The organism is Streptomyces sp. NPDC053367 (genome assembly GCF_044545925.1).
In the GTDB taxonomy this organism is placed as follows: Bacteria; Actinomycetota; Actinomycetes; order Streptomycetales; family Streptomycetaceae; genus Streptomyces.
In genome coordinates, this window is the sequence record NZ_JBITYN010000001.1 from 981,487 (window position 1) to 1,002,797 (window position 21,311).

Here is a 21,311-nt window from a genome sequence, read left to right on the forward strand (position 1 = left end):
AAGACCCGCGGTCACCGGGAAGACCGTCCCGGTCACCGGGAAGACCGCCCCTCCCGGTCACCGGTGAACGGTTCGGCGCCGGGTCAGAAATTGATCGAGTTGATCGTTTCTGCGAGCGAGTTCAGGAAGCGGTTTATCGACGGGGCCATGCCGGTCGAGGCGAGGAAGAAGCCGAAGAGCACCGCGACGATGGCGGGGCCTCCCTTGATGGAGCCGCCCCGCATGAGCACCACCAGGACGATGCCCAACAGCAGTACGACTGACAGCGAAATGGCCACGACTGATCACACCCCTGGGTCGGTCCGCTCTCCCGCCGGAGGCACTGCCCGGTACACCCCCGCCTGAACCATCGTGCCACCAACCGGCCCACCCCATGCGCCCCATGACACATCGGCAACCCTCCCGGGGGGCACGAACCACCGCCGAACCACCACGGAACCACCGCGGACGATCTGCCCCGCCGCGTACGCGAATTCACGCTTCTACCCCGGCGGCGCATTCCGACACCTCGCTTCCGCACACTGTTTCCATGCCCACGTTTCCGCGTCCACACATATGGTTCACAGGCAATGCGAATTCACGTGGCGTGTTTTACGGAAGCGCGGGAACGCGGCTAGGGTGCCTCAGATGTTCACCGCTGCGACGACCCCACTCCGGACGCAGAGTCCCGACAGAACATCACTCCCCCCACGCCGTGACGCGTTCTTCGACAACGCCAAGTACCTGGCGATCGTGCTGGTGGCCATGGGGCACGCCTGGGAACCGCTGAAGGACGGCAGCCGCGTCCTGGAGGGCGCCTACACGCTTGTCTACGCCCTCCACATGCCGGCGTTCGTCATCATCTCCGGCTATTTCTCGCGCAGTTTCGACATGCGTCCCGACCGTCTCAAGCGGCTGGTGACCGGCGTGCTCGTGCCGTATCTCGTGTTCGAGACCGCCTACTCGCTTTTCAAGCGCTTCGCCGGCGGCGATCCCGCGCAGCCGATCTCGCTGCTCGACCCCTGGTATCTCACCTGGTTCCTGATCGCCCTGTTCGTGTGGCGGATGACCACACCCCTGTGGAAACTCATCCGCCACCCCCTCCCCGTCGCGCTCGTCATCGCCGCGCTCGCGTCGGTCACCCCGGACATCGGCGACGACCTCGATCTCCAGCGGGTCCTGCAGTTCCTGCCGTACTTCGTCCTCGGACTGTGCCTGCGGGACGGGCACTTCCGAAGGGTGCGCCGCCGCTCGGTGCGGATCGCGGCGGTGCCGGTGTTCGCCGCCGCGTTCGGCGTGGCCTGGTGGAGCGTGCCGCGGATGGACACCGGCTGGCTGTACCACCGCGACGCGGCGCAGGAGTTGGGTGCGCCCTGGTGGTGCGGGCCGGTCATGGTGGTCGCGCTCTTCGGCTGCTCGCTGCTGCTGACGGCCTGCTTCTTCGCCTGGGTGCCGGGCCGTACGACGTGGTTCACGGCGCTCGGCGCGGGCACGCTCTGCGGCTACCTGCTGCACGGTTTCCTCACCAAGTCCGGTGAGTTCTACGGCTGGTACGACCAGAGCTGGCTGCACGGGCCGCTCGGCGAGGTCCTCGTCACGCTGGCCGCGGGCGTCGGTGTCACGCTGCTGTGCACGCCGCCGGTGCGGAAGCTCTTCCGGGGGGGCATGGAGCCGCGGATGGAGTGGGCGTTCCGGCGGGACGCCGCCGAGGCCGCCCGGGAGCGCGTCCGGGCATAGCCCTTGAACCGGGCAACCCCCGCGAACCGCCCTTACAGACCGAGGAGCGCGCGCATTCTCGCGTACTTCCCGGTCAGCCGGGCCCGCGTCGCCTCGTCCAGCACGGCGAGCCGTGCCGGGTCGGCGTTGTGCGCCAGGTCCGCTTCCTTGACCAGCAGCGCGCCCGGGGTGGCGAGGATGCGTGCGGCGTAGTCCTCGGGGGACTCCCCCGGCCGCTTGGTGACGGCGAGCACGATGTCCTTGGTGCGACGGCTGAGCTCCGCCTCCTCCAGCCACGCCCGTGACAGCGCGTCGTCCTCGACGGCGTCGTGCAGCCAGGCCGCCGCGATCTGCCCGTCGTCGCCGCCGCGCTCGCGCACACCCCGGGCGACCGCGGCCAGGTGCTCGGCGTAGGGCCGTCCGGCCTTGTCGGTCTGGTCCTGGTGCGCGGCCCGGGCCAGGGCCTCGACCTCGTCGAGTGTCAGCACGGCGGGACTCCCCTCACTCCGACTGGGCCGTCGGCCCCTCACGGCAGATCAGCAGCAGGGCCCGGTCGTCGTTGACGTCCTTCGCCACGGCCTCGATCAGATGCCAGGCGGCGCCGCGGAACCCGGCGGCGACATAGCGGTCGGCCTCGCCGGTGAGCCGGTCGATGCCCTCGACGATGTCGCGGTCGGAGGTCTCCACCAGGCCGTCGGTGAACAGCATGAGCACGTCGCCGGGGCGCAGCACGCCCTTCACGGGGTCGAACTGGGCACCGTCGTAGACACCGAGCAGCGGTCCCTCGGCGGCCTTCTCCTCCCAGCGGCCGCTGCCGGCGCTGAGCTGGAGGCCCGGCGGGTGGCCCGCGGAGTACAGCTCGTAGTCGCCGGAGTCGAGGTCGAGCACCAGGTGGATGGAGGTGGCGAAGCCCTCCTCCCAGTCCTGGCGCAGGAGGTAGCCGTTGGCGGCGGGCAGGAAGGCGTGCGGGGGCAGGCTGCCGAGCAGGCCGCCGAACGCGCCGGACAGCAGCAGGGCGCGGGAGCCGGCGTCCATGCCCTTGCCGGAGACGTCGGTGAGGACGACCTCCAGGGTGCGGCCCCCGTTGGTGCGGGCCGCGACAACGAAGTCACCGGAGAACGACTGGCCCCCCGCGGGGCGCAGCGCCATCTCGTGGTGCCAGCCCCGCGGCAGCTTGGGCAGCCGGCTCTGGGTGCGGATGCGTTCGCGCAGGTCGAACAGCATGGTGCCGCCGCGCCGCCAGGGCACGCCGACCCGGCTGCGGAACTGGGCGATCAGCAGCCCGAAGAACCCGCAGGCGGCGACGACCAGGACGACGCCGGGGGTGACCCGGGTGCTGGCCTCGGTGTACGGCCCGAGCTGGACCGACTCCACGATCAGCGCGGTGGCGGCGGCCGCGTACAGTCCGAGCAGGCTCGCCGGGCGCAGCAGCAGGCCGCCCGCGACGATCGGCAGGACCAGCGCGGCCGGGGAGCACCACACGGGGTTGGCGAGGGTGGCGAGCGCGATCAGCGGGACGGTGAGCAGCAGTCCGGCCAGCGCGACCCAGTCGGAGCCGTCGCCGCGGAAGTAGTCGACGGCGCTTCTGCGCAGGCCGACGCGGACCCGGTGCCACTGCATCCGCACCCGGGCCGGGAACGTCTCGGCGGCGGTGCGCCGCGCTCGTCCTGCTGCCATTAGTCCGGGACCCTATCCACCCGACCGGCCGCATGGCACGGGAGGTCCCACTTGTCCCCCGTCCGAGGCCGGACTTCGCCGTCGCCCACAGTGAACTCCAGGGGTGCCGGGCCCGTCGCCGGCACGGGGAAATTGGCTCGCCCGTCCCGCACGGCGCTGATAGGCATGGCCGCATGGCGACAGACGAGGCGGGCGCGGGCCCGGTGATGCGGGAACTCCGGCCGGACGACTGGGGTCCGTGGTACGACAACCTGATCCGGGCCTTCGGCGCGGTCCCGGAGCCCGCCGAGGAGCGGGAGCTGTGGGACGCGCTGACCGAGCCGGCCCGCTCGCTGGGTTTCTGGGACGGCGGGGAGTGCGTGGGCTCGGCCGGGGCGTTCTCGTTCCGGCTGACGGTGCCGGGCGGCGCGTCGGTGCCGGCGGCGGGCATCACGATGGTGAGCGTGGCCGCCACGCACCGCCGGCGCGGACTGCTGACGGCGATGATGCGGCGGCAGCTGGACGACATCCGTTCCTGCGGCGAGCCGCTCGCCGTGCTGACGGCCTCCGAGCCGGACATCTACGGCCGGTTCGGCTACGCCGCGGGCACCTTCGCCGTCAGCGCCGAGATCGACACCGGCCGCGTACGGCTGTCCGTGCCGCCCGGCACGGATGACGTACGGCTGCGGTACGCGGCGCCGGCCGAGGTGCTCGACGCGTGCGAGGCGGTGTACGCCCGGCTGGTGCCGGGGCGTCCCGGCATGCTGGCCCGGCGGCCGGGCTGGGAGCGGCTCGGGGTGCTGGACCCGGAGGAGAGCCGGGACGGCGGCTCGCCGCTGCAGTGCGTGGTCGCCGAGCGGGACGGCGAGATCACCGGGTACGCCCGGTTCCGCACGCAGCCGGGCTGGGGTGTGTCCGGGCACGACGGCACGGTGACGCTGGTGCATCTGGACGCCCTGGACCCGGCCACCGAGGCCGCGCTGTGGCGGTTCCTGTTCGGGATCGACCTGATGACCCGGCTGGTGGTGCGGGGCCGCCCGGTCGACGAGGCGTGGCAGTTCCAGGTGTCCGACGTCCGCCGGTGCCGGCTGCGGGTGCGGGACGCGCTGTACGTCCGCCTCGTGGACGTCGGCGCGGCGCTCCGGGCGCGCACGTATCAGGCGCCGGTGGACGTGGTGTTCGAGGTGGAGGACGCCTTCTGCCCGTGGAACACGGGCCGTTGGCGGCTGTCCGGCGACGCGAAGGGCGCGGTCTGCGAGCGTACGACGGACGCGGCCGATCTCGCCCTGACCGTACGGGAGTTGGGCGCGGCCTATCTGGGCGGTGTGAGTCTCACGGCGCTGGGCGCGGCCGGGCGGGTGCGGGAGCTGCGCGAGGGGGCGCTGGCGGAGGCCGCGGTGGGGTTCGGCTCACCGGTGGCGCCGTGGCTGCCGCACGGGTTCTGAGCGGACGTCACGCCTTCTGGCAGTCGGGGCACCAGAAGAGGTTGCGGGCGGCGAGACCGGCGGTGCGGATCTCGCCGCCACAGATGTGGCAGGGCTGGTGTGCCCTGCGGTAGACGTACACCTCTCCGCCGTGGTCGTCCACCCTCGGCGGGCGGCCCATCGCCTCCGGGGTGTGCTCGGGCCTGACGGTGTCGATGCGGTTGTGGCGGACGCCCTCGTGCATCAGCTCGACGAGGTCGGACCAGATCGCGTCCCATTCGGCGGGCGTGATGTCCTTGCCCGCGCGGTAGGGGTCGATGCCGTGCCGGAAGAGGACCTCGGCGCGGTAGACGTTGCCGACGCCGGCGATCACCTTCTGGTCCATGAGCAGCGCGGCGACGGTGGTCCGGCTGCGGGAGATCCTGCGGTACGCGGCGGCCGGGTCGGCGTCCTCGCGCAGCGGGTCGGGGCCGAGCCGGTCGTGTATCGCGCGCTTCTCGGCGTCGGTGATCAGCGCGCAGGTGGTGGGCCCGCGCAGGTCGCCGTAGGAGGTGCTGTTCGCCAGCCGCAGCCGGACGGTGTCCGTGGGCGGGGGCGCGGGGGCGTCGCCGAGGGTCACCTTGCCGAAGAGGCCGAGGTGGATGTGCACCCAGGACTCGGCGAAGCCCAGGAAGAGATGCTTGCCGTGGGCGTCGGCGGTGTGCAGGACGCCGCCGTCGAGCAGGGCGGCGGCGTCGCTGAACTTGCCCTGGGGGCTGGTCACGCGCGGGGCGGTGCCGGAGAAGGCGGCGGCGTAGTCCAGCGCCAGCCGGTGAATCGTGTGCCCTTCCGGCACGGTGCCCTGCCCTTCCCTGCGGTGCTGCGGTCCTGCTGTCCTACGGCTGCTGCGGGTGGTGCGCCGGGATCGGGGGCAGGTCGCCCGTGGTCTCGTACGCCGAGAGCATGTCGATGCGGCGGATGTGGCGCTCGTCCTCGGAGAACGGCGTGTTCAGGAAGGTCTCGACGAACTTCGTCGCCTCCTCCCGGGTGTGCATGCGCGCACCCACCGCGACGACGTTGGCGTTGTTGTGCTGGCGGCCGAGGGAGGCCGTCTCCTCGCTCCAGGCGAGGGCCGCACGGACGCCCTTGACCTTGTTGGCGGCGATCTGCTCGCCGTTGCCGGAGCCGCCGATCACGATGCCGAGGGCCTCGGGGTCCGCGGCGGTGCGCTCCGCGGCACGGAGGCAGAAGGGCGGGTAGTCGTCCTGGGCGTCGTAGATGTGGGGCCCGCAGTCGACGGGCTCATGGCCGGCCGCCTTGAGCCACTCGACGAGGTGGTTCTTGAGTTCGAAGCCCGCATGGTCGGATCCGAGATACACGCGCATGGGAGGAGTGTGTCATGCGCGGGCGGGTGACGGCGGGGCGGGTCGCGGCTGACACGTTCGCGGCCCGGAAGTGTGACTCAGGCTACAGAACCTCAGGGAAACCTCAAGTAACGATATGGATTCAAAGGTTCACGAATCCCGTGGCCTCCGTTTCACTGGACCGACTCGTGCACCACCCCCCTCGAAGAGCACGAGAAACCGCTCCCCCCGGCGCAAAGGAAATCCATCCAATGACCTCGCAGCCGAACCCGACGAAGACCGCGAACGGCGATCCCGGACCGGGCCTCCACGCGGGGCTGAAGAACCGCCACCTGTCGATGATCGCCATCGGCGGCGTCATCGGCGCCGGCCTGTTCGTCGGCTCCAGCTCCGGCATCGCGACCGCGGGCCCCGGCATCCTCCTGTCCTACGCACTGGTCGGCACGCTCGTGGTGCTGGTCATGCGCATGCTCGGCGAGATGTCCGCGGCCAACCCCACCTCGGGTTCCTTCTCCGCCCACGCCGACCGGGCGCTCGGCCGCTGGGCCGGCTTCTCCATCGGCTGGCTGTACTGGTTCTTCTGGGTCGTCGTGCTCGCGGTCGAGGCGACCGCCGGTGCCGCGATCCTCGAGGGCTGGATCCCCGCCGTGCCGCAGTGGGCGTGGGCGCTGATCGTGATGGTCGTGCTGACCGCCACCAACCTGGTCTCCGTCGGCTCCTACGGCGAGTTCGAGTTCTGGTTCGCCGGGATCAAGGTCGTCGCCATCGCCGCGTTCATCGTCGTCGGCGGACTCGCCGTCTTCGGTGTACTTCCTGGGGTCGACAGCGACAAGGCCGCCCTGTCCAACCTCACCGACCACGGCGGCTTCCTGCCGCACGGGCCCGGCGCCATCCTGACCGGTGTGCTGCTCGTCGTCTTCTCCTTCATGGGCAGCGAGATCGCGACCCTGGCCGCCGGTGAGTCGGAGGACCCGCAGCGCGCGGTCACCAAGTCCACCAACAGCATCATCTGGCGTATCGCCGTCTTCTACCTGGGCTCGATCCTGGTCGTCGTCACGCTGCTGCCGTGGAACGACCCGTCCATCAAGGAGAGCGGCTCCTACGTCGCCGCGCTGGACTCCCTCGGCATCGCGCACGCCGGCCAGGTCATGAACTTCATCGTGCTGACCTCGGTGCTGTCCTGTCTGAACTCCGGCCTGTACACCGCCTCCCGCATGGCCTTCTCCCTCGGCCAGCGCGGTGACGCGCCCAGGGCGTTCGCGAAGACCACGGCCAACGGTGTGCCGCGGGCGGCGATCCTGGTCTCCGTGGTGTTCGGCTTCGTCGCGGTGTTCTTCAACTACAAGTTCCCGGACTCCGTCTTCCTGTTCCTGCTGAACTCCTCCGGTGCGGTCGCCCTGTTCGTGTGGCTGGTCATCTGCTTCTCGCAGCTGCGCATGCGGAAGATCATCCAGGCGGAGGCGCCGGAGAAGCTCGTCGTGAAGATGTGGCTGTACCCGTACCTGACCTGGGCGGCGGCCGCGCTGATCGTCTTCGTCCTCGGCTACATGCTCACCGACACCGAGCACGACGGCCGCGAGACCGTGCTGCTGTCGCTGCTGGTGGCCGCGGTCGTGCTGACGATCGCCCTGGTCCGGCAGAAGATGGGCGCCGGACGCCCGGCCGTCACCACCGAGACCCCGGCCGAGCCGGCGGACAAGGTCACGACCGGCTGAGCCCGAAGCTCACGAGAAGGGCCCCGCGGCAGTGCTGCCGCGGGGCCCTTCTGCTGTGGAACGACGCCGGGTTCAGCGCTTGACGAGCTTCCACGCGGTGGGCAGCAGGCCCATCGCCAGGGCGGCCTTCAGGGCGTCGCCGAACAGGAACGGGGTGAGGCCCGCGGCGACGGCGGCCGAGGCGGACATGCCGGTGGCCAGGGCCAGGTACGGCACGCCGACGGCGTAGATGATCGCCTCGCCGAGCAGCATCGCGCCGGCCGTGCGCAGCATGGTGCGGTCGGCGCCGCGGCGGGCCAGGGCGCCGACGACGGTGGAGGCGAGGAGCATGCCGAGGATGTAGCCGAAGGACGGGGCTGCCGCGCCCGAGCCGCCCTCGGCGAACCACGGCACACCGGCGACACCGGCGATGGCGTACAGCGCGAGGGACAGGAAGCCGCGGCCCGCGCCGAGGGCGGTGCCGACCAGCAGCGCGGCGAAGGTCTGCCCGGTCACCGGGACCGGGGAGCCCGGCACGGGCACGGCGATCTGGGCGGCGAGGCCGGTGAGCGCGGCGCCGCCGACGACGAGCGCGATGTCGCGGACGCGGGAGGAGGGCAGCAGGTCGGCGAGGACCTGGCCCGGGCGGGCGGGGGCGACGGCAGCGGTGCTCATGGGGACTCCGCGGAGGTGAGGGCAGTTCGGGACATCGTGACGCTATCCCAGGGCAACCGGGCCGATCACCGTCAGTGGTCGACAAACGACGGAACACGGACTTGGTGGGCTCCCGACAAAGGACCCGGCGGTGCGTGACGCCGGTCACTGAGGTGGCGGTGATCCGGTCACACGGGCCGTCTGTAGGGTCCCACCAAACAGACCGGGGCGCCCTGGCCGTGACCCGAGGGCAGGGCCTACCCTTCCCGTCATGGTCGCCCAGGCCCGGAACCTCACGTCGCGTCGCTATGTCGACCTGCGCCGCCAGGGCACGGCCACCTGTCGCCGCCCCGCCGGGTGAGGCGACCGCACCTCGGTGCCCCGCCCGGTTCACGGCACAGCGTCGGACCGGCCCCTGAGGAACCGTCATGCCCCGCACCGCGGAAGCCCCCGCCCCCGCCCTCGTCTCCCCCGTGCCCCGCGCCGCCGACAGCGACCGGCGGCGCACCAGCGCCAGCGTCGTACTGCGGTCCGTGCTGGAGCACGGGCCGGTGGCGCGCAGCACCGTCGCCCGGCTGACCGGGCTGTCTCCCGCGTCGGTGACCGAGCACTGCGCCCGGCTGGCCGGCCTGGGCCTGATCCGGGAGGCCGAGGCGCCCCGCCGGCCGGGCGGGGTGGGGCGGCCTCATGTGCCGGTCGACCTGGACGTGGCGCGGTGGGTGGTGGGCGGGGTGCACATCGCCGTGCCGTACACGACGGTCGCGCTGCTGGATCTGCGCGGCAGGGTGCTGGCCGAGCGGCGGTTGAAGCACGAGGGCACCGAGCCGTCCCGGGTGCTGGGCCGGGCCGCGTCGGCGCTCGCCGCGATGCTGGCGGACAGCCCCGGACGCCGGCCCCTCGGTGCCGGGGTGGCCGTCGGCGGCTGGGTGGACCGGCAGGCGGGCACGGTCGTCGACCATCCACTGCTGGGCTGGCGCGAGGTGCCGGTGCGGGACCGGCTGGCCGCGCTGACCGGGCTGCCGGTGCGGTTGGACGGGCACGCGCGGGCGCTGGTCGACGGCGAGCGGCTGTTCGGGCGGGCGCGCGGCAGCCGCAGTCTGCTGCATCTGTTCGCCGGCAATGTGGTGGACGCGGCGTTCGCCACCCACGACCAGGTGCACCACGGGCCGCGCTCGCAGGCGGGCGCCATCGCCCATCTGCCGCTGCCCGGCGGCACCGAGCCCTGCGACTGCGGCCGCACCGGCTGCCTGCAGGCGGAGTTGAGCGAGCGGACGCTGTGCCGCAGGGCGCGCGCGGCGGGTGTCATCGACGGGGCGAACCCGACGCACGTGGTCGCCGCGGCGGCGGCGGGTGACGAGGTGGCCGCCGGCCTGCTGGTGCGGCGGGCCCGGCTGGTGGGGCGGGCGGCGGGGCTGCTGCTCGACGTGCTCAACCCGGAGACCGTGGTCGTCACCGAGCTCGGGGTGATCCACCGCGAGGACTGCCTGGCTGCCCTGCGCGAGGAGGTCGGGCCGCTGCGGGCGGCGGATGTGCACCCGACGAGTTTTCCGGATTCCGTACTGGCCGTCGCGGGTGGCTCGGTGGTTCTCGACGCGTTTTACCGGGACCCGCTGGGCGTCTCACCTGAGGCGAATTAATTCAGAAAATCGGAATGTTGACAGGAACCCGGTAAAGCAAGGAACATCCTGGTCATGAGCGTTCGCCTGCACTGTTGTGCCTTTTGTTGCTGACACGTTGCCCCGTGTGAAGCGCTCATTTCCCGCTGTGTGAATTTCCCTTTCCGGGCCGCCTGTGCCCGTGATTCCTCCTGCCTTTATCGCTCTGTGCGTCAGGGAGTCCCGCCATGTCCTCTCCACCGCTGTCCGGCGTCGACCGCCGTCTCTTCCTCACCTCCCTGCTCGGTGCCGCCGCCGGTGTCGCCGGGCTCAGCGGCTGCGCCGAGAGCAGCGCCGCCACCTCCGCGAAGGGCGCCTCGACGGCCCCGCTCGCGAGCAAGGTCCCGGCCGGTACGAGCCTGAAGGTCGCCTCCTTCCAGAACTCCCAGCAGCTGCAGTTCCGGCTGGCCGGCCTCGGGGAGCTGCCGTTCGAGGTGTCGAGCTGGGTCAACGTCAGCGCCGGCCCCGATGTCATCAACGCGTTCCGGGCCAAGTCACTGGACCTCGCCAACAACGCGGGCATCCCGCCCATCCAGGCGCACTACCAGGGCTTCGACGCGAAGATCGTCGCGATCAACGTCACCCGCAGGCCCAACTACGTCTTCGCCACCAAGCCCGGCAGCGACATCCGCACCGTCGACGACTTCAAGGGCCGCAGGCTCGCCTTCTCGCAGGGCCAGGCCCAGGGCGTGGTCCTGCTGCGGGCCCTGAAGAAGGCCGGTCTCGCCTACGACGACGTGGAGCTGGTGCCGCTGACCAGCAACCAGTTCCTCACCGCCCTGCAGTCGGGCCAGGTCGACATCGCCCCGCTCGGCAACACCCAGTCGCCCGCCTATCTCGCGCAGTACGGGCCCAAGGGCGCGCGGGTCATCACCACTGACGTGGTCGACCTGCTGAACCTGCTGTGGGCGCCGACGAGCGTGCTCGCCGACCGGGCGAAGGCCGCCGCGGTCGCCGCGTACATCCCGTACTGGGCGAAGGGCGCGGTGTGGGCGTACGAGCACCCCGACATCTGGAACGAGGAGTTCTACGTCAAGACGCAGAACCTGACGCTCGAGCAGGCGCGGAGCATCAGCGAGCTGGCCAACAAGCCGTACTTCCCGCCGCGGTGGGACGAGGCGATCCGCTGGGAGCAGGAGACCGCAGATCTGCTGGCGGAGGGCGGCTTCGTGAAGGAGTTCGACGTGGCCTCGCTGTTCGACCACCGCTTCGAGGGCATCGCCGCGCGGTCCGTGCCGGCGGAGTACCGGAGGTGAGCGCCGTGACCACGACCACGACGTCGACGGCCGCGCCCGTGGTCGCCGGGGCGCCGGCCAAGGCCCGCCGCAGGCGCCGCGGTCTGGCCCCCGGCAGGCGGCTGCCCGCCACCCGGCTGATCGGACCGTTGCTGCTGCTCGCGCTGTGGGCCGCGGCCTCCGCCGCCGGGCGGCTGGACGCGAACGCGATCCCCGCGCCCTGGACGGTGGTGGAGACCGGCGCCCGGCTGTGGACCGACGGCACCCTGCCCGACGACATCCTGACCTCGCTGCAACGGGCCGCCTCCGGCTTCGCGATCGGGCTGACGGCCGGCGTCGCGCTGGCCCTGGCCTCGGGGCTGAGCCGGGTCGGGGAGGCGCTGATCGACGGCACGGTGAACCTCAACCGGGCGATCCCCACCCTCGGTCTGATCCCGCTGTTCATCCTGTGGCTGGGCATCGGCGAGACCTTCAAGATCGCCATCATCGCGATCGTCGTCTACATACCGATCTACCTCAACACGCATGCCGCGCTGTCCGGCATCGACAGCCGGTTCGTCGAACTCGCCGAGGTGCAGGGGCTGTCCCGCTGGGCCTTCGTCCGGCAGATCGTCGTCCCCGGCGCGCTGCCCGGCTTCTTCGTGGGACTGCGGCTCGGCGTCACCGGCTCCTGGCTGGGCCTGGTGGTGCTGGAGCAGATCAACGCCACCAGCGGACTCGGCTACATGATGTTCCAGGCCCAGAACTACGGCCAGTCGGACGTCATCCTCGTCGGCCTGGTCGTCTACGGCGTCTTCGGCCTGGTCTCCGACAGCACGGTCCGTCTCATCGAACGGAGGGTGCTGTCATGGCGCCGCACACTGAGCAACTGACCCGTCCGGCCGTGCAGTTGCGCGGTCTGACCCGGTCCTTCGACGGGCGCACGGTCCTCGACGGCATCGACCTGGACCTGCCGGCGGGCCAGTTCACCGCCCTGCTCGGGCACAGCGGCTCCGGCAAGTCCACGCTGCTGCGGGCCGTGGCGGGCCTGGACCACGAGGTGACCGGCAGCGGGCAGCTCACCGCGCCGGAGCGGATCTCGGTGGTGTTCCAGGACTCCAGGCTGCTGCCCTGGCGCCGCGTCCTGGACAACGTACTGCTGGGCACGGACGGCGAGGACAGGGGGCGTGCGGCGCTCGAAGAGGTCGGCCTCAAGGGGCGCGAGCGGGCCTGGCCGAGCGAGCTGTCCGGGGGTGAGGCGCAGCGTGCCGCGCTCGCCCGGTCGCTGGTACGCGAGCCCGAACTGCTGCTGGCGGACGAGCCGTTCGGGGCGCTCGACGCGCTCACCCGGATCCGGATGCACGGCCTGCTGCGGGAGCTGTGGGAGCGCCACCGGCCCTCGGTGCTGCTGGTCACCCATGACGTGGACGAGGCGATCGTGCTCGCCGACCGCGTCCTGGTGCTGGAGCACGGGCGGATCGGCCTCGACCTGACCATCGACCGCCCCCACCCGCGGTCGTACCGCGATCCACGGCTCGGCGAGTACCGGGAGCGGCTGCTCGCCGCCCTGGGTGTGACGGAGGACCACGCATGACCGGACAGCTGCACCTGAACGCGTTCCTGATGAGCACCGGACACCACGAGGCGTCCTGGCGGCTGCCCGAGAGCGATCCGCACGCCCATGTGGACCTGGCGCACTATGTGCGGCTGGCGCGGATCGCCGAGCGGGGCACCTTCGACTCGCTGTTCCTCGCCGACGGACCGCACCTGTGGGGCAGCGTCGCCCAGCGGCCGGCCGGGGCGCTGGAGCCGCTGACGCTGCTGACCGCGCTGGCGACGGCCACCGAGCACATCGGCCTGATCGCGACCGCGTCCACGTCCTACAACTCGCCCTACAACCTGGCCCGCAAGTTCGCCTCGCTGGACATCATCAGCGGCGGCCGGGCGGGCTGGAACATCGTCACCACCGCCGGCGCTGAGGCGGCCCGCAACTTCGGCCTGGACGCCGAGCCCGCGCACGCCGAACGGTACGCGCGCGCCGCGGAGTTCCTCGATGTGGCGCTGAAGCTGTGGGACAGCTGGGAGGACGACGCGATCGTCGCCGACAAGGCGTCGGGCGTGTGGGGCGACGACGCCCGGATCCATCCGCCGCGCCACAAGGGCACCTACTTCAGTGTGGAGGGCGCCCTCAACGTGCCGCGCAGCCCGCAGGGCTACCCGCTGCTCGTGCAGGCCGGGTCCTCGCAGGACGGCAAGGACTTCGCGGCCCGGTACGCGGAGGCGGTGTTCACCGCGCAGCAGACCCTCACCGACGCGCAGGCCTTCTACACCGACCTGAAGGCCCGCACGGCGGCGGCCGGCCGCGACCCCGACCACGTCAAGGTGCTGCCCGGCATCGTCCCGGTGCTCGGCTCCACCGAGGCCGAGGCGCGGGAACGGGAGCAGGAGCTGGAGGACCACATCGTGCACCGGCACGGGGTGGCCAACCTGGAACGGCTGCTGCAACTCCCGTCGGGCACCCTGGAATTGGACGCCCAGCTCCCCGCCGGCCTGCCGCCCGAGAGCGCGATCGAGGGCGCCAAGAGCCGCTACACCCTCGTCGTCGAGCTGGCCCGGCGCGAGCGGCTCACCGTGCGGCAGCTGATCGGGCGGCTCGGCGGAGGGCGCGGCCACTTCACCCTGGCGGGCACGCCAGAGCAGGTCGCCGACACCATCGAGACCTGGTTCACCCGGGGCGCCGCCGACGGCTTCAACATCATGCCCGCCGTCCTGCCGTCCGGCCTGGACGCCTTCGTCGACCACGTCGTCCCGCTGCTGCGCGCCCGCGGCCTGCTGCGCACCGAGTACGGCCCCCGGCGCACCCTCCGCGACCGCTACGGCCTGCCCCGCCCCGCCAACCAGCACACCCTCGCCACCGCCTCGGTCTGAAAGGACACAGCCCCATGAGCATCGACATCCGCAAGGTCACCGCGACCATCGGCGCCGAGGTCACCGGCGTCGACATCGCCAAGCCGCTCGACGAGGAGACGGTCGCCGCGCTGCGGGAGGCCCTGAACGTCCACAAGGCGCTGGTCTTCGACGCGACCGGCCTGGACGACGACGGCCAGCAGGCCTTCGCCCGGCACTTCGGCGAGCTGACCACGGCCCATCCGACCGTGCCGGCCGTCGAGGGCGCGCCGAACGTGCTGCCCGTCGACAGCGAGGGCGGCCGCGCAGCCAACCACTGGCACACGGACGTCACCTTCGTCCTCAACCCGCCGCAGGCCAGCACCCTGCGCAGCCTCACGATCCCGCCGTACGGCGGCGAGACCCTGATCGCGAACGCGGCCGCCGCCTACCGGGACCTGCCCGAGCCGCTGCGCCGGCTGGCGGACGGGCTGTGGGCCGAGCACACCAACGACTACGACTACGCCGTGCCCGCGGAGGAGATCGACGAGGAGCAGGCCGCCCGGCGCGCGCAGTTCACGTCGATCACGTACCGCACGGCGCACCCCGTGGTGCGGGTGCACCCCCTCACCGGGGAGCCCGGGCTGTTCATCGGCGGGTTCGCCCAGCGGATCGTCGGGCTGTCGGCGGCCGAGTCCCGCAAGATCCTCGATCTGCTCCAGGCGTACGTGGTGCGGCCGGAGAACATCCTGCGCCACCGCTGGTCGCCGGACCAGCTGGTGCTGTTCGACAACCGCATCACCCAGCACTACGCCGTCGACAACTACGACGGCCTGCCGCGCCGGCTGCACCGGGTGACGGTAGCGGGCGACGTGCCGGTGGGGCTCGACGGCAGGCAGAGCTGGTCGATCGAGGGCGACGCTGCGCACTACACGGCCGTCGCCGGGTGAACGGACGGGCACGCTCCGCGAGGGGCGCGTCCGGATAGTGGGCGGCCTCCACCGCTGGGCGGGGAGGCCGCCCAGACTGTGGACGTTTTTCCCGTCCCGTCTGTCTCATGTATTGGACGATCCGTTCCATGCCCAGCACCACCCCCGCCGAGGCACCGCCGCTGGCGGACGCCCAGGCCCCGCTGTCCCACGGCCTGAAGCAGCGCCATCTGTCGATGATCGCCCTCGGCGGTGTGATCGGCGCGGGCCTGTTCGTCGGGTCCAAGGCGGGCATCGCCGCCGCGGGCCCCTCGATCGTCCTCGCCTACACGCTCTCCGGCCTGCTGGTCATGCTGGTGATGCGGATGCTGGGCGAGATGTCGGCCGCCCACCCCTCCTCGGGCTCCTTCTCCGCGCACGCCGAGCGGGCCTTCGGGCCGTGGGCCGGCTTCACCGCGGGCTGGTCGTTCTGGGTGCTGCTGTGCACGGCCGTCGGCCTGGAGGGCATCGGCGCCGCGCAGATCGTCACGGGCTGGCTGCCGGGGACGCCCGAGTGGGCCTGGGTCGCGCTGTTCATGGTGGTGTTCTGCGGGGCGAACCTCGCGGCGGTGAAGAACTTCGGCGAGTTCGAGTTCTGGTTCGCCGCGCTCAAGGTCGGCGCGATCAGCCTGTTCCTGGTGCTCGGCGCGCTCGCCGTGCTCGGCGTGCTGCCGGGCACGGACTCCCCGGGCGCCTCGAACCTCACCGACTTCTTCCCCGGCGGCGGCGAGGGCCTGGTGATCGGCCTGCTCGCGTCCGTCTTCGCGTACGGCGGCCTGGAGACGGTCACCATCGCCGCGGCCGAGTCGGCCGACCCGGTCAAGGGCGTGGCGAGCGCGGTGCGCACCGCGATGTGGCGCATCGGCCTGTTCTACATCGGCTCGATGGCGGTCGTGGTCACGCTGGTGCCCTGGGACTCGAAGGCCATCGCCGAGCACGGCCCGTACGTCGCCGCGCTGGACACGCTCGGCATTCCGGGCGCGGGCCAGCTGATGAACGTCGTCGTGCTGGTCGCGCTGCTGTCCGCGATGAACGCCAACATCTACGGCTCCTCCCGGATCGCCTACTCCCTCGTCCGGCGCGGGCAGGGGCCGAAGGCGCTGGCGAAGGTGTCCGGCGGGGTGCCCCGGATCGCGGTGCTGGCCTCCTGCTTCTTCGGGTTCGTCTGCGTGGTGCTGAACTACTGGCGGCCCGACGACGTCTTCTCCTGGCTGCTGAACATGATCGGCGGGGTGATCCTGGTCGTCTGGTTCTTCATCGCGGCCTCCCAGCTGAAGCTGCGCCGCAGGCTGGAGCGCGAGACGCCGGAGAAGCTGGTCGTGCGGATGTGGGCGTTCCCGGTGCTGACGTGGGTGGCGCTGGCGGGCATGGTGGTCGTCTTCGCGCTGATGGCCCGTGAGCCCGGCACACGCGTCCAGCTGTACTCGACCGGCGCGCTGACCCTGGCCCTGGCGGCGGCCGGCTACGCCCGGCAGAAGGCGCGCGCCAAGAACTGACCTCGTCGCCGGCCCGAAGCCCCCGTGTGATCCACACGGGGGCTTTTTGCTGCTAGCTTGTTATTGCGAACTACTTGCAATAAGAGGTCGGAGGGGACCCTCATGCCCGTCTACACGCTGCCTGACCTGCCGTACGACTACTCCGCGCTGGCGCCCGTGATCAGCCCGGAGATCATCGAGCTGCACCACGACAAGCACCACGCGGCCTATGTGAAGGGCGCCAACGACACGCTGGAGCAGCTGGCCGAGGCGCGCGACAAGGAGCAGTGGGCGGCGCTGAACGGGCTGGAGAAGAACCTGGCCTTCCATCTGTCCGGCCACATCCTGCACTCGATCTACTGGCACAACATGAGCGGCGACGGCGGCGGGGAGCCGCTGGCCGTGGACGGCGTGGGCGAACTGGCCGACGCCATCACGGAGTCCTTCGGGTCCTTCGCCGCGTTCAGGGCCCAGCTGTCCAGGGCCGCCGCGAACACGCAGGGCTCAGGCTGGGGCGTGCTGGCGTACGAGCCGCTGAGCGGGCGGCTGATCGTCGAGCAGGTCTACGACCACCAGGGCAACGTCGGCCAGGGCTCGACCCCGATCCTGGTGTTCGACGCCTGGGAGCACGCCTTCTATCTCCAGTACCGCAACCAGAAGGCCGACTTCGTCGAGGCGATGTGGCGGGTCGTCAACTGGCAGGACGTGGCGAGGCGTCTCGCGGCGGCGAAGTCCCGCACGAATGTGCTGCTGCTCGCCCCCTGACCTGCTCGCCCCTGGCCTGCTCGCCCCTGACCTGCTCGGGCCGGCCTCTCATGACCCCTGCCTCGTGATCGTCTTCTCACCCTTCACGCGGCAGGCGCACAGAGGAAGCCCCCGTGAGGACGTGACTCACGGGGGCTTCCCGTTCCGGCTCGCGGCGGGACCGGTTCCGGGCTCACCGCGACAGCTCCGGGCGGCTTACGCTCCTCAGTCCCGGCCCGAGGAGGCAGCCATGTCCGATGTCCGATGCCCCAACCCCACCTGCGGCGGGCCCCTGCGGCGGTTCAGGGACCTCGACGAGGCGGAGGCGGCGGCCACCAGGGCGGTGGTGAGCGAGTACCCCGGCGAGCGGGACGAGAAGTTCCGGCCCCGGGCCTACCACCGGTGCACCACGAAGGGCTGCCGTCGCGTCCAGCGCAAGGACAACTGGCGAAGGGGCGGCAACCTGCCCGAGGGCTTCTGAACCGCCGCCGGGAAGAGCCCTAGAGGTTGCTGAAGTCCGGGCCCTTGGTCCTGCTGCGCTTGATCTCGTAGAAGCCCGGGACCGAGGCCACGGCCAGGGTGCCGTCCCACAGGCGGGCGGCCTCCTCGCCCTTGGGGGCCGGGGTGACGACCGGGCCGAAGAAGGCGATCTGCTCGCCGTCGGGGCCGGGGACGGCGATGACCGGGGTGCCGACGTCCTGGCCGACCTTGTCGATGCCCTCCTTGTGGGAGGCGCGCAGCTCGGCGTCGAACTCGAAGTCCTTCTGCTCGGCGTACTCGATGAGGTCGGCGGGCAGGCCGGCATCGGCGAGTGCGGCGGAGATGGCCTCCAGGGTCGGGCCCTCGCCGTTGTTGTGGAAGCGGGTGCCGAGCGCGGTGTAGAGGGGGCCGAGGACGGCGTCGCCGTGCTTCTGCCAGGCCGCGGTGACCACGCGCACCGGCTTCCAGGCCTTGGTGGCGAGCATGTCCCGGTACTCCTCGGGCAGCTCGTCGAGCTTGTCCTCGTTGAGGACGGCGAGGCTCATCACATGCCAGCGGACCTCGATCTCACGGACCTTCTCCACTTCCAGCACCCAGCGCGAGGTCATCCAGGCCCACGGGCACAGCGGGTCGAACCAGAAGTCGACGGGGGTCTTGTCCGACATGTCTCTCCTCGAAAAGGGGTTGCTTCAACGCACAACGAGAGGGGAACGTCCGTCCTCGCCCCGCCCATTCCCTGCTGTGCCCTGTCAGGTACACATGGCAGGATCGGCCCTGTTCAGCATTCGAGACGCCCAGAGGGAGAATCGCCCGTGCCCGGTGAGAATCTGTCCCGCGACGAGGCCCGGGAGCGGGCTGCCCTGCTGTCCGTCGACGGCTACGACGTGTCGCTCGACCTGCGTTCGGCGGTGGGCGAGCACCGCGGGGACGGGCCGCGGACGTTCCGGTCCGTGACCACGATCCGGTTCCGCTGCGCCGAGCCGGGCGCGAGCAGCTTCGCGGACCTGATCGCACCGAGTGTGACGGCCGTCTCCCTCAACGGCCGCGACCTGGACCCGGGTGAGGTGTTCGACGGCTCCCGGATCCTGCTGGAGGACCTGGCCGCCGACAACGAGCTGGTGGTGGACGCGCAGTGCGCCTACTCGCGCACCGGTGAGGGCATGCACCGCTTCGTCGACCCCGAGGACGGCGAGGTGTACCTGTACACCCAGTACGAGCCGGCCGACTCCCGGCGGGTGTTCGCGAACTTCGAGCAGCCCGACCTCAAGGCCCCTTTCCGCTTCGAGGTGCGCGCGCCCGAGGGCTGGACGGTGTGGAGCAACGGGGAGGGCCGGCAGGCGGACGGGGTCTGGCGGTTCGCGGAGACCCGGCCCATCTCGACGTACATCACCTGTGTGGTGGCCGGTCCGTACCACTATGTGACGGATTCGTACACGCGGACCCTCGGTGACGGCACGACGCTGGAGATCCCGCTCGGCGCGATGTGCCGCAAGGGACTCGCGCCGCACTTCGACGCGGACGACGTGTTCCTGGTGACCAAGCAGGGCCTGGACTTCTTCCACGAGCACTTCGACTACCCGTACCCGTTCGGGAAGTACGACCAGGCGTTCGTGCCGGAGTACAACCTGGGCGCCATGGAGAACCCGGGCCTGGTGACCTTCCGGGAGGAGTACATCTTCCGCGGCAAGGTGACGCAGGCGTCGTACGAGGCGCGGGCGAACGTCATCCTGCACGAGATGGCGCACATGTGGTTCGGCGACCTGGTCACCATGGTGTGGTGGGACGACCTGTGGCTGAAGGAGTCCTTCGCGGACTTCATGGGCACCTTCGCGAACGTCGGCGCGACCCGGTTCGAGAACGCCTGGATCACCTTCGCCAACCGCCGCAAGGCGTGGGCCTACCGCGCCGACCAGCTGCCCTCCACGCACCCGATCACGGCCGACATCCGCGACCTGCAGGACGCCAAGCTCAACTTCGACGGCATCACGTACGCCAAGGGCGCCTCCGTGCTCAAGCAGCTGGTGGCGTACGTCGGCCAGGACGCGTTCCTGGAGGGCGCGCGGCGCTACTTCAAGCGGCACGCGTACGGCAACACGCGCCTGGGCGACCTTTTGTCGGTGCTGGAGGAGACCAGCGGGCGGGACATGGGCGCGTGGGCGCGGTCCTGGCTCCAGACGGCGGGGGTCAACTCGCTGACGCCGCAGGTGCTGCTGACGGCGGAGGGCCGGATCGACGAGCTGGCGGTGGTGCAGGAGGCTCCGGAGTCGCATCCGGAGCTGCGTCCGCACCGGGTCGCGATCGGCCTGTACCGGCGCACCGAGGTCGACGGACTGCCGTCGCTGGAGCGCTACGCGCGTGCCGAGACCGACGTGGACGGGGCGCGCACGGTCGTGACCGAGCTGGCCGGGGCCGAGGCGCCGGATCTGGTGCTGGTCAACGACGACGACCTGACGTACTGCAAGACCCGGTTCGACGAGACGTCGCTGGCCGCGCTGCGGCGCGGTCTCGGCTGGATGCCGGACCCGCTGGCGCGCGCGCAGTGCTGGTCGGCGCTGTGGAACATGACGCGGGACGCGCTGCTGCCGGCGCGGGAGTTCATCGACCTGGTGCTGAAGTTCGCGGGCCAGGAGACCGACATCGGTGTGCTGCAGATGCTGCACGCGTGGGCGGAGTCGGCGGCGGTGCACTACACGGCGCCCGAGCACCGCGAGGAGACCGGGCGCAAGCTGTGCCAGGGCGCGTCCGTGCAGCTGTACGGCGCCGAGGCGGGCAGCGAGCACCAGCTGGCGTGGGCGCGGTTCTTCGCGCGGGTCGCGGATGTGCCGGCCGCCTTCGAGATGCTGACCTCGCTGCTGGACGGCACGCTGACGCTGCCGGGTCTCGAGGTCGACCAGGAGCTGCGGTGGGCGTTCCTGGAGCCGCTCGCGGTGCACGACGTGGTCGGCGAGAAGGAGCTGGCGGCGGAGCTCGCCCGGGACGACACGGCGTCCGGCAAGCGGCACCAGGTGCGCTGTCTGGCCTCGCGTCCGCAGGCGGCGGTCAAGGCGCAGGCGTGGGCGCAGGTCGTGGAGTCGGACGAGCTGTCCAACGCGCTGGTGGAGGCGACGATCGCCGGCTTCGCCCAGCCGTCGCAGCGGGAGCTGACGGCGCCGTACGTGGAGAAGTACTTCGCGGCGGTCGAGCGGGTGTGGGCCGAGCGGTCGATCCAGATCGGCATGGACGTGGTGCGGGGTCTGTTCCCGTCGCTGCAGGACTCCGCCGAGACGCTGGCGGCGGCGGACGCGTGGCTCGCCGCGCACGAGGGGGCTGCTCCCGCGCTGCGGCGGCTGGTGCTGGAGGCGCGGGACGACCTCGCCCGCGCGTTGCGGGGGCAGGCGTGCGATGCGGGGGCCGCGGGCTGAGGGTCGTCGGGCGGGCGGCTAG

General features: G+C 71.5%; 20 protein-coding genes. 13 read left to right on the forward strand and 7 right to left on the reverse strand.

The window, feature by feature from the left end:
• Positions 1 to 83 precede the first annotated feature (83 nt).
• Positions 84 to 278: a hypothetical protein gene (locus ACIGXJ_RS04515; RefSeq protein WP_399641506.1), complete on the reverse strand. Its 195-nt coding sequence runs from the start codon at positions 276 to 278 to the stop codon at positions 84 to 86.
• Positions 279 to 627: 349 nt separating this feature from the next.
• Between ACIGXJ_RS04515 and ACIGXJ_RS04520 the strand changes: the two genes are divergently transcribed.
• Complete coding sequence (locus ACIGXJ_RS04520; RefSeq protein ID WP_399641508.1) at positions 628 to 1,716, forward strand: acyltransferase family protein; 1,089 nt, start codon at positions 628 to 630, stop codon at positions 1,714 to 1,716.
• Between the two features lie 32 nt (positions 1,717 to 1,748).
• On the opposite strand, the gene ACIGXJ_RS04525 is transcribed toward ACIGXJ_RS04520, so the two are convergent.
• Together ACIGXJ_RS04525 and ACIGXJ_RS04530 are read right to left on the reverse strand one after the other, a co-directional pair.
• Entirely contained in the window at positions 1,749 to 2,180 is a 432-nt protein-coding gene (locus ACIGXJ_RS04525) for an HD domain-containing protein (protein ID WP_399642141.1), read from the reverse strand.
• A gap of 16 nt (positions 2,181 to 2,196) precedes the next feature.
• Positions 2,197 to 3,372, reverse strand: coding sequence for a PP2C family protein-serine/threonine phosphatase (locus ACIGXJ_RS04530; RefSeq protein ID WP_399641510.1), 1,176 nt, complete (start codon positions 3,370 to 3,372; stop codon positions 2,197 to 2,199).
• A gap of 173 nt (positions 3,373 to 3,545) precedes the next feature.
• Between ACIGXJ_RS04530 and ACIGXJ_RS04535 the strand changes: the two genes are divergently transcribed.
• Positions 3,546 to 4,796 carry a GNAT family N-acetyltransferase gene (locus ACIGXJ_RS04535; RefSeq protein WP_399641512.1) on the forward strand — a complete coding sequence of 417 codons (1,251 nt, stop codon included), beginning with the start codon at positions 3,546 to 3,548 and terminating at the stop codon, positions 4,794 to 4,796.
• Positions 4,797 to 4,803: 7 nt separating this feature from the next.
• Here ACIGXJ_RS04535 and ACIGXJ_RS04540 read toward each other — a convergent pair whose 3' ends face one another.
• Both ACIGXJ_RS04540 and ACIGXJ_RS04545 read right to left on the reverse strand, forming a co-directional pair.
• The gene (locus ACIGXJ_RS04540) at positions 4,804 to 5,610 is read right to left on the reverse strand and encodes an Fpg/Nei family DNA glycosylase (protein ID WP_399641515.1); all 807 of its coding nucleotides are present in this window, start codon (positions 5,608 to 5,610) and stop codon (positions 4,804 to 4,806) included.
• Positions 5,611 to 5,650: 40 nt separating this feature from the next.
• Positions 5,651 to 6,139: a ribose-5-phosphate isomerase gene (locus ACIGXJ_RS04545; protein ID WP_399641517.1), complete on the reverse strand. Its 489-nt coding sequence runs from the start codon at positions 6,137 to 6,139 to the stop codon at positions 5,651 to 5,653.
• A 230-nt stretch (positions 6,140 to 6,369) separates the two neighbouring features.
• On the opposite strand from ACIGXJ_RS04545, the gene ACIGXJ_RS04550 reads away from it, so the two are divergent.
• Positions 6,370 to 7,833, forward strand: a complete 1,464-nt coding sequence (locus ACIGXJ_RS04550) for an amino acid permease (protein ID WP_399641519.1) — start codon at positions 6,370 to 6,372, stop codon at positions 7,831 to 7,833.
• A 72-nt stretch (positions 7,834 to 7,905) separates the two neighbouring features.
• Here ACIGXJ_RS04550 and ACIGXJ_RS04555 read toward each other — a convergent pair whose 3' ends face one another.
• A complete protein-coding gene (locus ACIGXJ_RS04555; protein WP_399641521.1) occupies positions 7,906 to 8,487 on the reverse strand; it encodes a biotin transporter BioY in 582 nt (193 codons plus the stop codon).
• 407 nt (positions 8,488 to 8,894) lie between these two features.
• Here ACIGXJ_RS04555 and ACIGXJ_RS04560 point away from each other — a divergent pair, with 407 nt between their 5' ends.
• The 9 genes from ACIGXJ_RS04560 (at position 8,895) to ACIGXJ_RS04600 (ending at position 17,889) form a co-directional block, all read left to right on the forward strand.
• Positions 8,895 to 10,103: an ROK family protein gene (locus ACIGXJ_RS04560; RefSeq protein WP_399641523.1), complete on the forward strand. Its 1,209-nt coding sequence runs from the start codon at positions 8,895 to 8,897 to the stop codon at positions 10,101 to 10,103.
• Positions 10,104 to 10,309: 206 nt separating this feature from the next.
• Positions 10,310 to 11,377, forward strand: a complete 1,068-nt coding sequence (locus ACIGXJ_RS04565) for an ABC transporter substrate-binding protein (protein WP_399641525.1) — start codon at positions 10,310 to 10,312, stop codon at positions 11,375 to 11,377.
• Positions 11,374 to 12,228 carry an ABC transporter permease gene (locus tag ACIGXJ_RS04570; protein ID WP_399641527.1) on the forward strand — a complete coding sequence of 285 codons (855 nt, stop codon included), beginning with the start codon at positions 11,374 to 11,376 and terminating at the stop codon, positions 12,226 to 12,228. Before ACIGXJ_RS04565 ends, ACIGXJ_RS04570 begins: the two co-directional genes overlap by 4 nt.
• Positions 12,204 to 12,929, forward strand: a complete 726-nt coding sequence (locus ACIGXJ_RS04575; RefSeq protein WP_399641529.1) for an ABC transporter ATP-binding protein — start codon at positions 12,204 to 12,206, stop codon at positions 12,927 to 12,929. Before ACIGXJ_RS04570 ends, ACIGXJ_RS04575 begins: the two co-directional genes overlap by 25 nt.
• The gene (locus tag ACIGXJ_RS04580) at positions 12,926 to 14,263 is read left to right on the forward strand and encodes an LLM class flavin-dependent oxidoreductase (protein ID WP_399641531.1); all 1,338 of its coding nucleotides are present in this window, start codon (positions 12,926 to 12,928) and stop codon (positions 14,261 to 14,263) included. The genes ACIGXJ_RS04575 and ACIGXJ_RS04580 overlap by 4 nt, the downstream gene beginning before the upstream one ends.
• A 14-nt stretch (positions 14,264 to 14,277) precedes the next feature.
• Positions 14,278 to 15,171 (forward strand): TauD/TfdA dioxygenase family protein, encoded by an 894-nt coding sequence (locus ACIGXJ_RS04585; RefSeq protein ID WP_399641533.1) that lies wholly within the window; start codon positions 14,278 to 14,280, stop codon positions 15,169 to 15,171.
• Positions 15,172 to 15,299: 128 nt separating this feature from the next.
• On the forward strand, positions 15,300 to 16,685 hold the full coding sequence (locus ACIGXJ_RS04590; protein WP_399641535.1) for an amino acid permease: 1,386 nt from the start codon (positions 15,300 to 15,302) through the stop codon (positions 16,683 to 16,685).
• A 102-nt stretch (positions 16,686 to 16,787) separates the two neighbouring features.
• Positions 16,788 to 17,429, forward strand: coding sequence for a superoxide dismutase (locus ACIGXJ_RS04595; protein ID WP_399641537.1), 642 nt, complete (start codon positions 16,788 to 16,790; stop codon positions 17,427 to 17,429).
• Between the two features lie 229 nt (positions 17,430 to 17,658).
• Entirely contained in the window at positions 17,659 to 17,889 is a 231-nt protein-coding gene (locus ACIGXJ_RS04600; protein ID WP_399641539.1) for a hypothetical protein, read from the forward strand.
• 19 nt (positions 17,890 to 17,908) lie between these two features.
• Here ACIGXJ_RS04600 and ACIGXJ_RS04605 read toward each other — a convergent pair whose 3' ends face one another.
• Positions 17,909 to 18,553 carry a DsbA family protein gene (locus ACIGXJ_RS04605; protein WP_399641541.1) on the reverse strand — a complete coding sequence of 215 codons (645 nt, stop codon included), beginning with the start codon at positions 18,551 to 18,553 and terminating at the stop codon, positions 17,909 to 17,911.
• Positions 18,554 to 18,700: 147 nt separating this feature from the next.
• On the opposite strand from ACIGXJ_RS04605, the gene pepN reads away from it, so the two are divergent.
• Positions 18,701 to 21,289 carry an aminopeptidase N gene (gene pepN, locus ACIGXJ_RS04610; RefSeq protein ID WP_399641544.1) on the forward strand — a complete coding sequence of 863 codons (2,589 nt, stop codon included), beginning with the start codon at positions 18,701 to 18,703 and terminating at the stop codon, positions 21,287 to 21,289.
• The last annotated feature ends 22 nt before the right edge of the window (positions 21,290 to 21,311 follow it).